This is a genomic window from Bacteroidales bacterium (assembly GCA_014860575.1).
GTDB lineage: Bacteria > Bacteroidota > Bacteroidia > Bacteroidales > JAAYJT01 > JAAYJT01.
This window is the reverse complement of the sequence record JACZJK010000046.1, coordinates 128,458-140,656: the sequence shown is the minus strand read 5'-3', so window position 1 is coordinate 140,656 and position 12,199 is coordinate 128,458. Positions and strand designations below refer to the sequence as shown.

10 protein-coding genes are annotated in these 12,199 nt (G+C 41.5%); all 10 read right to left on the bottom strand.

The genetic code is table 11. From position 1 onward, the window contains the following. Positions 1-612: 612 nt before the first annotated feature. The 10 genes from IH597_12925 to IH597_12880 all read right to left on the bottom strand — a co-directional run bounded on the left by IH597_12925 (position 613) and on the right by IH597_12880 (position 12,117). Positions 613-1,332 (bottom strand): rhomboid family intramembrane serine protease, encoded by a 720-nt coding sequence (locus IH597_12925; protein ID MBE0663355.1) that lies wholly within the window; start codon positions 1,330-1,332, stop codon positions 613-615. A gap of 258 nt (positions 1,333-1,590) precedes the next feature. Continuing rightward, on the bottom strand, positions 1,591-2,364 hold the full coding sequence (locus IH597_12920) for a patatin-like phospholipase family protein (protein ID MBE0663354.1): 774 nt from the start codon (positions 2,362-2,364) through the stop codon (positions 1,591-1,593). A gap of 86 nt (positions 2,365-2,450) precedes the next feature. Next, positions 2,451-3,584, bottom strand: coding sequence for a hypothetical protein (locus tag IH597_12915; protein ID MBE0663353.1), 1,134 nt, complete (start codon positions 3,582-3,584; stop codon positions 2,451-2,453). A gap of 272 nt (positions 3,585-3,856) precedes the next feature. Continuing rightward, on the bottom strand, positions 3,857-4,321 hold the full coding sequence (locus tag IH597_12910) for a GtrA family protein (protein MBE0663352.1): 465 nt from the start codon (positions 4,319-4,321) through the stop codon (positions 3,857-3,859). 23 nt (positions 4,322-4,344) lie between these two features. Then, a complete protein-coding gene (locus IH597_12905; GenBank protein ID MBE0663351.1) occupies positions 4,345-5,031 on the bottom strand; it encodes a CDP-alcohol phosphatidyltransferase family protein in 687 nt (228 codons plus the stop codon). Positions 5,032-5,448: 417 nt separating this feature from the next. Further along, positions 5,449-6,375, bottom strand: a complete 927-nt coding sequence (locus IH597_12900; protein MBE0663350.1) for an alpha/beta hydrolase — start codon at positions 6,373-6,375, stop codon at positions 5,449-5,451. A gap of 93 nt (positions 6,376-6,468) precedes the next feature. Then, on the bottom strand, positions 6,469-8,058 hold the full coding sequence (locus IH597_12895; GenBank protein ID MBE0663349.1) for a hypothetical protein: 1,590 nt from the start codon (positions 8,056-8,058) through the stop codon (positions 6,469-6,471). A 91-nt stretch (positions 8,059-8,149) separates the two neighbouring features. Beyond that, positions 8,150-8,980, bottom strand: coding sequence for a hypothetical protein (locus tag IH597_12890; GenBank protein MBE0663348.1), 831 nt, complete (start codon positions 8,978-8,980; stop codon positions 8,150-8,152). A gap of 78 nt (positions 8,981-9,058) precedes the next feature. After that, on the bottom strand, positions 9,059-10,561 hold the full coding sequence (locus IH597_12885) for a long-chain fatty acid--CoA ligase (protein ID MBE0663347.1): 1,503 nt from the start codon (positions 10,559-10,561) through the stop codon (positions 9,059-9,061). Further along, positions 10,558-12,117 carry a sodium:solute symporter gene (locus IH597_12880; protein MBE0663346.1) on the bottom strand — a complete coding sequence of 520 codons (1,560 nt, stop codon included), beginning with the start codon at positions 12,115-12,117 and terminating at the stop codon, positions 10,558-10,560. Before IH597_12880 ends, IH597_12885 begins: the two co-directional genes overlap by 4 nt. Positions 12,118-12,199 lie beyond the last annotated feature (82 nt).

The window sequence follows — 12,199 nt, the reverse complement described above, 5'->3', positions numbered from 1 at the left end:
TTTTGAATTTGGAATTTTGAGTTCACTCTGAAAAGTCACAAATTGCTGATTTTTATCGTTTTTGACCCCTGACCCCTAAAGGGGAAACGCTAAAAATCAGCACTTTGTGGAAGTCCCCTTTAGGGGATTTAGGGGCAGATATACTTTTCGGAGTAGACTCAATTTTGAATTTTGAATAATCATGTAAGCGGTAAAACATTGCTCTTACAATGCAAACAAAAATCTCTGTGTACCGAAATCCCGGAACCACAGCTAACGCAAGTCCATCTTTTTTGCTCATTTTCCAAAAATCTTTCCATTCCATTATCTCTGATGAAAATGAGATTATCTATCATGCTCATTCTGTATTTTGTCCGGTAACGACTATCAAGCTGTTTTAATCTCGAACAAGGAAACCTATCACAATCATAACAAAATCCTGATTCTGTTTTCTTCAATGACTCACAATTTATGATGGCACAGCGTCGGCAAACATTGGGTTTGTTCAAGTCATCTTTCTTGAAGCATCCTCCACAGGGTTTCTTTTCCCGCAGATATCCAATACATAATCCGCAGTTCATTCCACATGCTGCAATCAGGCCCTGATATCGCTGTTCTTGAATCATAGCACCTTTATGATTCGGTTCTATTGGTTCCACCGTAAGTACTGTCCGATTTGTAGTATTCATTGCCGGTTTCAGTTTCATCCTCATCATCTTCTTCCAGCTCATCCCATTCCCATTGGTAACGATCGCGTTGAGGTCCTTTGTCGCGGTGGTACCAGGCAAGGATTATACCGGCAACCAGTCCGGTAAGGTGGCCTTCCCAGGAGATATTTTTATGTGGGAAGAAATCGGGGAAGACACCCCATACCAGACTTCCGTAAAGAAACAGCACCAACAATGCGAAAGCCATTAATCGCTTATTGCGCTTGATCATGCCTGCGGTAATATGGAAAGCAGCCAACCCATACACCAAACCGCTGGCGCCAATATGTATGCTGCCAGGTTCACCAAGAATCCACAACCACAGACCCGAGATAATAAGCATTTGCAGAAAGATAATGCGCCCTTGTTTTACGTAATAATAAAAAAGAGCGGTGCCGAGTACCAACATGGGCAAGGAATTAGCGCTCAGATGGCCGATGTCTTTGTGCAGAAAAGGGTAGGTGAAGATGCCGAAGAGCCCTTTTACAGAGCGTGGATGCATTCCGTATTCCGAAAAGCTTGTATCAGTCAGAAGCTCAATGGCTTTGATCAGCCATAGCACGGCAACAAAAGCTGCCGGCCAAACAAGGCTTTGCAGAATCAAACGCTTTTCAATGGCAGAACTTTGGCTTGAGTGGGCTTGCATAGGTTCGTGATGAGAGGCAAATGTAAGTGTTTTAGGATTTTTAAGGAACTTAAACTCAGAAAAAATAATATATTCCTCCTCACCATCTAGTTGCGTCGTTCACTTTTGCGAACCCATTTTTGCTGATCTCATGGCTCATGAATTGGATCTAACAAGAAACGTATCAAGTTTTTCCCTGGTCGCATACCTTCCCATTTCTACAAGTTCCTCTGCCTTATTAAAGTCAAATGTTCCACAAGATTTTTTTGAGATTTCTATTTAAATATCTGGCGGCGTATTTTTTAGGATTGTTGTTGCCAGATGATTCGTTACGGCTGCTATGGTGTCGTTTATCAGATCAAAGTAATGAAACTTCTTTTTTTGATCCATAGGATCTAACTTAAACAGACTCTTCTTAAACTCATTGATTTTCTGAATGTATAGGTCATGTTTCTTGCTTTTATCTGATATATTCATCTGATGCGCCGGAACATCTGCATTTACATATACGGCGATCACAATGTCATTTGCTGTTCTGATTGCATTATTTATCGGGATGTTGTTTACAACGCCGCCATCCACAAGCACTGAATCACCGCTGACTACCGGGGTGAATACCGTGGGAATAGCAATGGATGCTCTTATTGCATTGTACAGACTTCCCTCACTAAACACAATTTCTTTATGTTGAGCCAGATCAAAGGCGGTAGCAGTATATTTTATTTTCAGTTCTTCAATATTTGCATCCGGAATAAATGCTTTCATTTTTTTCAACACCTTATCGCCCTTAATCAGCCCCTGGTTACTGAAAGAGAAATCCAGCATTTTAAGGATGTCCTGCTTGTGCAGGTTGTAAACCCACTCTTTATACTCGTTCATTTTTCCAACTGCGTACACTCCTCCTACCAGCGCATCCATTGATGTGCCGGCAATTGATTTTATAACATATCCGCGGCTTTCAATTTCCTCTATCGCCCCGATATGGGCAAATCCTCTTGCCCCTCCTCCTGATAATACAAGTGTAGCATTCTTTACCGTTGTTGTCAGTCGAATTAGATTACCTTGAGAATTTTATGTATTTTATCGAATGCATGTAGCATGCTGTTATTATCCGATAGTATAAATCCTTGGATGTTCTATTATATTGTTTGTAGGGATTTTACATAACATCTTGCCTTTTTGTGCTGTCTGTACTCGAGCTTGCTCCACAGGTTCTGCACAAGAAAATTGTGTTCCAGTTCACGTGTAGTCTCAATAAATTTAATCCCATCAGCAATAATTGCGCAACCAATATCATTAAATATTAACGCATTAACACCTTTTTCTCTATATTCGCTGTGGATAGCTATGAGTAATGAGTCTATTATATCGTTAAAATAGAGGGCTTTTAAAATATGCAAAGTTCCAAATGGAAACAAACGGCCCCGACACTTCTGAAATGCTTTTGAAAGTGAGGGCAGGCAAATGCCAAATCCGACTACTCTATTTTCGGCATTCGTTACAACAGATATGTATTTTAGCCTAATCAGAGGAATGAATTGCTTTTTTAGAGCTTCAATCTGACTGGGAGAAAGCACAGAAAAACCATGGATGTTTTCGTATTCCTTATTGAGAAGCTGAAACACCTCGTCAGCGTATGCTAAGACATCTTTTTTTGAAGTGAATTTAGCACAATGTAGTTTATAGCGCTCCGCTATCATCTTCGCCATTTTGGGAAACCTTTCAGGCATGATCTGTGGAACTGTAACTTGTAACTCAATCCAATCAACTTCCTTCTGAAAGCCTAATTGTTCGATGTCCTTCGAATAGTAAGGGTAGTTGTATTTACCATAAGCTGTAGGTATTTCTTCAAACCCTTCAATAAGTACTCCTGAAGCATCAAATTCAGACATTCCGAGAGGCCCATGAAGATATTCGGCATTTTTATCTTTTGCCCAGGTTTCAACGGCTCGAAAAAGAGCTTTCAAAACGTTAATATCTTCAGCATAATCAAGCCAGCCAAAGCGAACCAATTGCTTCCCGACCTTTTGGTTATATTCATGGTTTAAAATTCCTGCTATACGCCCAACTATTTCATTGTTCTCATTGTAGGCCAACCAGTATTTTGCATCGCAAAATTTAAAAGCAGGGTTTTTATCTTTTGATAAGGTTTCCATCTCCGCTGAAAATAATGGAGGCACATAAAACTCATTCCCTTTATAGAGTTTATTAGGGAAATTGATAAACTTTTTTAAGTCGGCTTGACTTGTTATTTCTCTTACTGTATAATTCATGTGTTTTATCCTAGTTAATGATCAGTATCTTATCCTAATTAGAAATTTTTACCAATTATCCGGAAGAAACTTCTTCTTGCACCATAAGCAGGGATCACAACCGCATTAGAAATCAGAGTACAGGCGAGTATGCTTCAGATAATTCATTACCACTTTGCCACCTGCAATTAACCCACCTAAAGAGGCTAACGAATTTGAAAACGTCCCGTGATTATATCTCCTGCTGAGGGACATTTTATTGTTTGTATTTTTCTGTGGGTAATTTCATATTGCTAGTATTTATAGTTTGTGTTCTCCAAGGATTCTAAATCCTTTATAGGTTCAATTATTGACGGCTGTTTTTTAAACACTACGAATTCGGCAAGAGCATAATTTACGATGCCGGATATCAGCAAGGCCAGTAAGTTGCAGTATACGACATCCCAGCCAAAAATCCTTTCGAATAGAAGTAGAAAAGCCATTTTAACAATAAAGCCTAACACACAGGAAATGTTGAAAATGGCAAAGCGGGTGATAAAAGTCTTTGTGCTTTTAATAGATATTCGCTTGCTCCATATCCAGTAATAGGAAAAAACAAAATTTACAAAAACTGCGAATTCAAACGAAATAGTTGGCGCCACTATGTATTTCCCAATATAGGACGAAAAGACGTAAGCTGAGAGCAACCATAAGATCAGCGTGTCGACCAGTGTGCCGATTAGCCGGCTTGTAAGGAATTTTAAGTATTTAACTGCCATATAAAATATACTATTGTAGCATTTTAGAATTTAGGAGGGTCAATTTTTGCGAATTTATTCTTATCCTTAAAAAAGCTAACCAGATAAATAATGAAAAGCATAAAAGCAACTCCAACGCCAATACCATCATATATGCTTAACGATACTCCCATGAATGCAAAATTCTGGGTTCCTGCTGGAAAATACATAAAGATGGTGTTGATGAGTATAATAACCAGGCGAAATTCTGTGGGCCCTAATTTATTGTAGGTGATCTTGAATTCGCCGTTAAGATATGTATTGATGTAAGTGTAAATTGATAAAACTAAATAGCCAGCCAGAATAAGCATTGCTGTTGAAAATTTTATAAATGGCGAAAGCCCTGCTCCTATACAAATGACCAAGATAGTCAAAGCATCAACATTGTGGTCAATAAAAAATCCATAAATTGGCCGTTGAGCATTCCTAACACGTGCCAGTGTACCATCAAGACTATCGCCAAACCAGTTCACAATCAGACCAAACGATGCTAACCACAAAAAAATGATTTCTAAATTGGAGAGCATATACCCCGCCATTGAAATTAAAGCTCCTAAAAATCCTATTAATGTTAAATGGTCTGAATTTATTTTTTTGGGCATTCTTTCAGACAACCAAATGAGAATTTTCTTCTCAATAGCATTTAGAATTGAGGTTTGAATTCTTACCTCGGGTTTATTACGGTCAAGCATATTATTTTTGGAATTGAAATTTTATTTTTTGTTGCTATTATTCCATGAACGGCTTAAAACAAAATCTAATGCCGAAATTAGATATATTGTTTGATCTAAACAAATCTGTTTAAATATATTAGCCGACGACTAATTCTGCAGAGATCCAAATCTTTTCTGTGCTGAATATCTGCCAATTTCCATGACAATCACAATGTCATTTCCTGTTTTGAATGCATTATTTATCGGGATGTTGCTTACGACGCTGCAATCAAGTTGCAGCAGATTCTGTCTCAATTGCAAAGAGAAGGAATGGGAGGTGAACGGATGGATTCCTGTTATGGAAAAGGCAAAAGCTTGATTATATTAGCTATCAACAAAAAACCCTAAGGGTTGATAAACTCTTAGGGTTTTGATTGAATGCAGGAAATGTGCAGTTTAAAATCTGCTGATAAACTCCTTAATCTCCTTATTGAACTCTCCATAACTCTCAAATTGCACAAAGTGACCGGTTTTGGGTAGAATCACCAACTTATTATTGGGTATCAGTGATGCACCTTTTTCGGCAATCTTTGCTGTTGCTCCCGGGTTCAGAAAGCGGTTCGGAATAAGGTTATCATTTTCACCAAAGATGATCAGCGTGGGTTGTGTTATTTTGCTGAGGAATGGAAGCACCGGCTCGTTTACCATACCATTCACGCTTTGGACTACGGCATGGCAATAAGCTTCAAAGTCGCTTGCAGTGCGCATGCCGAGGCGGTCGGTTATCATGAACCTGGCATCATCAGGCAGGTTGTAAAAATTCCAGGCCAGGTTGGTTTGTATGTCCTCAGCGGTTGTTCTTTTCACACCTTCAAGTGTCATTACATTGCGGAACCATTGTTTCTGACCCTCGGTGAATTCTTCGAACCCTGCCGGTGCAGCCAGAATAAGCCCTTTTACTTTTTCGGGATGATACAAGGCAAGCACCATCCCAATTTGTGCACCCATACTATGACCGGCAATGTAAACTTTGCCGAGATCCAGTTTCTCAATAAACTGGCTTACAATGCCAGCATAATAAGTCATGGTTCCATCGTGAGGAAGTTTTGATGATTTTCCATAGCCTGGAAGGTCAATCGCGATGCAACGAAAATCGGTTTTCAAAACTTCAATGTTCTTTTTCCAGGCTGGCAAGTAGCTTCCCAATCCGTGAATAAAAATGATGGTTTCAGTGCCCGAACCTTCGTCAGCGTAGGCAATCTCAACATCGGGGCTTACCTTCACTTTTTTAACAGCAAACGGATAGGGTATGTCCTCAAAACTATTGAATGAGGGAGCGTTCATAAAACTTTTATTATTTGATCGTTTCATTTTCTGCGCCATTGACGTTAAGTTCGGCATCATGAAAATAAAGCCAGTGAATGCTAACAAAATTATCTTTTTCATTTTTAACTCCTTTCTGGTTTTATTCATGAATCAGAACAACAGCCATTTATATACAATGAATGTCGTCCACGGGTTAACCGGCCTCAAGCCATAGGTTCCTCCATTCACCGCTGCGCCATAACGCTCGTCGGCACTGTCGTAGAAATCGCCCAGCCACATGTAAGCGCCATGAAGTTCAAGGCTCATAAAGGTTCCTATATTATAGATGAGTGCCGCATTGGCTTCTGATCCGATATAACTACCTCCTGCCAGGGGTGCTGAATTGCTGAAAGCTGTTGCCCCACCAACTTTAACAGTAAACCGATGAGGAATAACACTTCGTGCGAATGTTAAGGTTGCAGCGCTCAGACCATAACCCATGTTGCTCATGTCAGCAACTGCCGGTGTGTAACGGTTCACAACATTTCCATGAGGCATAAGGATATAAGCGCCGCTGCTGATAAAAATGCTGGCTGGCGATCCCCACATATTACCGGTCATGACACCGCTGTATTTCTTGTCGTTGATGCCGTTGTCATCGCCGGAAGCATAAATAAGATCAAGTTTTACATGGTCGTCGAGGGTTTGGCCATAGCGGTAAACAGTTTTGAAATTGGCCGCGAACCCACCGATATCAGCACCTTTTTCCCATCCGGTTGGCTTTCTGATACTTGCACTGCCAAGGTTGTAGTTGAAAAAACCGGTAAGGTGAAGGCGATCTAACATGTAATCAGTATTGCGGCTGAAGAAAGCTCCGAGCCATGCCACATCCGCTTTATACGGATCGGCGCCAAACTTGAATTTGAAAGTGCCGTTGTACTCGTTAAGCAATGAGTTAAGTCCCTGGCCAAGGATGGATACCCCGCCTTTTCCTTCGGAACGGTCGCGCACGTAATATATTGATCCACCAAGCTTCCATTTGTTATTCACCGCAGTTTCAGCAATGGCTTCGAACATGTTCACATCATCGTCGCGATAGATGTCATTTTCGTAAAATTTGTAGTAACCTATTTTGTATCGGGCAAAGTCGCGATCATGACGGAAACTGATTCCAACCGCATCGGTTCCGAAATATGCAAGGCGATAACCGGTTTGTGTCATCTTATCGAAAAGTGTGCGGTAAGGATTATAAGGTGTATCAAACATTCGCTGAAGCCCAAGGTTAACCGTCCAGCCCCGCCATGGAATCAACTCCAGTTCAATATTCTGGGTTTGAATGTTTACCTGGTCGGCTGAGACGGCTCCTCCAAGGTTGCCGCCGGTTCCGTACGCAACGTCACCCCAGGTCCAGTCAATTTCAAATGAGGCTCGCAAAATGGCCCTGCCATTAAAGAGGTTGGGCTGATAAATGAAGAATGGGATAATGCGCTGCTCAATGTATACCGACATGGCTGTGTCGGAGGTTGTGGTGGTGTTCTTGCCAAATAGCCTTCCTACCACTTGTCCGCGAAGAAATTCGCTGCTGGGATAAAAATTAGACGTGACTCCCTGGTTGATGTAGAAAGCAAAAAACTGCAATTCTTTGTTTGCTTTCTTCGGAATCTCGTGTTCGAAATACCTGATGGATGGGTTTTGGGCAACACTTTGAAGTGAGCAGGTTAACAAACAGATAGCAAAAAGATGCGTAATGCTTTTCATCATAAGCGTGGTTTAATGGTGAAAAAGCCATCGCAGTTTGGTAGTTGTTAGTGTTCTGATAACTGGGACAAAACTGCGATGGCTATAAAAATGATTAGTTCATTTTAATATAAGTCTGCACATTCCAGTTCTGGTAAGCGCCAGCACTGGTGCTTCCGAATCCGGCGGCCGCGGTTGGAGGTGTAACTCCGGGAATGTTAGGCTCAGTTTGTGCTACTTCGTATTTCATTGTGGTTTGAGCACCTGAGGTAACTTCAAAAATTCCAACACTTGTCAAAGAATTGGGAGTGTTCTGGTTAACGGTGATGTCCCAGATATTTCCGGTGGCTGATCTTGCCTGTACATAGTTACCTGTGAGGGTGGTTTTTGAAAGGTCGGCAGTGAAAGATTCAACAATATAAGTGTTGTCGGCTTTGAACTCTGCATAAATCGAGTCAATTCCAATGGCAGCAAGTAATACCGCAACATTGGTTCCTGATGAATACCATCTTCCAATAATACCGGTATCCTTAAGGTTTGCAGAGAGGGTTTGTGTTGTCTCCATAGCTTCACCTGCAGCGTTATAAATACTTGAAGCTGTTTTTGGTTTTACAGTTACAGTTTCCTGTCCGGTAGCAACACCGTTCAATGTTAGATTGATTGAAGCCTGGGCTGTACCAGCAGTATGCTGGACTGTGTAGGAGCCGCCATATGTAGCAACTCCACCGGTTATGGTAACATCAAACGAATCACCATCAAGTGCGCCGGTTTTGTCGTTCATGCTGTAAACGCCTTCGCTAAATACAACTGAAATCGTTGCATTGTCGGCTGATACTGTGATTTCAACCATTGTTGGTGGTTCTTCATCGTCTTTTTTACATCCGTTGAGTACAAGGATGCTTGCTGCAAGGAACATGGCTAAAAGCCCGAACATTTTTGTTTTCATGATTTTAAAGATTTAAGTGATAATGGAAAATTGAAAATTTAATTTGATAATATAAAATGTTTATAATGTTGTGTGAACCTAATTTTTAAGTTTTTTCCGGTCAATCTTTCCTGCATCATTCTTCGGTAATTCGTCAAGAAAATCAACGTACTTCGGGATTTTGTATTTTGCCATCCGCTCGCGGCAATAGTTGATCAGCATTTCTTCACTTACCTCTATCCCCTTTTTTCTGACCACAAAAGCCTTGCCCGATTCACCCCATTTTTCATCTGGAACGCCTGTAATTATTACCGCTTCCACGGCAGGGTGGGTGAGAAGGACTCGTTCTACTTCGGCGGGGTAAACATTTTCACCTCCAGAGATATACATATTCTTAAGACGGTCAACCACATAATAGTAACCTTCTTCATCGCACCGCATCAGGTCGCCGGTGTGAAACCATCCATCCACAATGGTATTCCGTGTAGCTTCTTCATTGTTCCAGTAACCGGGTGTGACGGTAGGCGCCTTAATAACAAACTCACCCGTTTCACCGGGAGGACTTTCAATATTTTGTTCATCCACCAGTTTAACCTGGTAATAAAAGTTGGGTTTGCCAATGGAACCTTGTTTGCGTATGGCATCCTGATGGTTCAGCGATGTTACATTAGGGCCTACTTCAGTTAGCCCGTAACCCTGCCTGACCAGAATTCCTTTTTGATGCCACTTTTCAATCAGGGGTATGGGCATGGCTTCTCCGCCGACTATAACATACCTTACTTTTGCAAGGTCTGCTTTTTCAAAAACAGCTGAGTCGGCCATCATTTTGAGCATGGTAGGCACTGCCCAGAAGATTGTAAGCTCGTATTTTTCAAGTGCATCAAGTACGACATCTGCATTAAAGTTCTTCATCATCAACGTATATGCTCCATGATGCAGGAAAGGCGTTTCAAGTACGTTCCAGCTTCCGGTGTGAAACGGTGGTGCGCAGTTTATTGAGCGGTCGGATGAAGTAAGATCAAGGCGCATTTGCGTGTTGATGCTGTTCCAGAACAGCATTTTGTGGGTGTAAACCGAACCCTTCGGAAAAGCTGTGGTTCCGGAAGTGAATATAAGAAAAACCGGATCGTTTTCATGGAGTTCCCGGCTCTTATAATTACTTGTTTCGCCAGAGGCTATCAGTGAATTACATCGCTGAGAAAAATCTTCCATGCGAACCTTTAAACGGATCTCACCATAACGAGAGCTGTTCTGCACTTTAGGAATGAATTTTTCTTCAACAATTGCAAGTGTGGGTTCGCAGTCCGAAAGCAAGTGATCAAGCTCCATTTCCGTAAGCCTGTAATTAAGGGGCACGAGTATCACACCTGTTTTTTGTGCTACGGCAAACAGGGCAATATATTCAAGGCAGTTCTCGGCCAGCATGGCTATTCTATCTCCCTTGCCTAAATTTAACTCTTTTTCGAACCAAAAAGCAATATGGCCTGAAAGGTTGTGAATTTGGGCATAGGTAAATTCCCTGCCGGTTTCGTATTCTGAAGCCGCAACTTTATCGGGAGTGTAATCTGCCCAGCGCTCAAACCAATCAAAAACGGCTATCATAGACTTTGTACTTTATCTTTTTTACTGCGTTGAACCAAATAAACCAATATTCCAACGATACTTGAAGCAACTATTGCCGAGGAAGATGCGATCGCAGGGTTGCGGACACTTCCTTCAAGAAACTGTGTAAAAGCTCCGAAATGCCATCCATAGGCATTTACACCAGCCGGCAGGATGTAATAAACGGAGAAATGGACCATTATTGCTGTGATACTTGCAATAAGCGGAGCCTGTATCTTAGCATCCTTCACAAAAATTCCAAAAATTACGGGAATGAAAGCTGCAGAGAAATACGCGTAAACTCCATTTTGTGCGAAAATACCCACACTTAACTTCGGGCTGATCAGTTGCCGGTACGACAGGAAAATTGTTATAACTGCCAGCAAAACTATCGCGGCCTTGTTGATAATCACCAGGCTGCGGTCGTTCAGACGATCCTTCCCAACAATAGGTTTAATAATATCAGAAGTAATGGTGGTTGAAACCGATTGAACCAATCCTTCGAGTGTTGACATTCCTGCCGAGATCAAACCCAGAACCACAAATATTCCAATCACGACCGACAAACTGCCTCCTGCAAAAATCTTTACCACATAAGCCGGAATGATGCCATCCACAGGAAGAGGAACGCCATCTGCAGTGAGATCGGGGAAAGTAAGGCGTGCGTATAAACCTGCAAACACGACAAAGAAAAAGATCATTTCGGCAATTACAGCCGTTGCCAGGAAACGGTTCACATCGCTTTCTTTTTTGAGCAGCAATGATTTGGTGATAATATGTGGCTGAACAACAATGGCTATTCCCACCACAATCTGGGCAAAAATAATTTCATAGAGATTACGGAACAACGGACTGCCAGGATTTGGAACATTAACAAGAGCCGGATCAATATCCAATAATTTCTGGAAAAATCCATTGAAACCATCGCTAAAGTGCTTATATCCTGAAGTGAGCAGGATCACAGCAACTACGAGCATAATGATTGCCTGAATAGTATTTGTGTAAACCATTGAATTTGCACCGCCAAACATCATGTAGCCGAATACAAAAAGCACTATAAATACCATGACATAAATTTCATTCACGTTCAGTGCGCTTGAAATTACCTTTGAAAGTGCGACCACAATGAGCACAATGAAAGTGATTAGCAGCAATGCGAGTAAACCCATGAAAAAAGCATAGCCTTTGTTGTTGTAGCGATCGCCTATCCATTGAGCCAGGGTGAGCGCCCTCACGGTTTGGCCGTATTTCCTGAAATTCTTTGTAAGCACAATAAGTGACATAACTGCGGCCAACGGCAAAAACACCCCATACGAAAGGAAGCCGCTAATTCCATAATTTGCAATAAACCCCGGGTTTATGACAAATGTTGCTGCGCTTGTCATTGAGGCTGCCAGCGATAAACCTACTGCTACCGGGCTGAAAAGGATATTGCCCAGTGCGTAATCGCTGATGCTTTTGGTTTTTGCGGCTCCACGGAAAACAAGAATAAGGATACCAGTCATGTAAAGTATGACAAGGATCCATGCGCCGGTTATTTGAGCTGATGAGGCCATTGTTTGTTGCTGGTTGCTAGTTGCTTGTTTCTTGTTGCTGGTTACTTGATTTGGGTCAAACAATTGTTATACTGTTGTAATA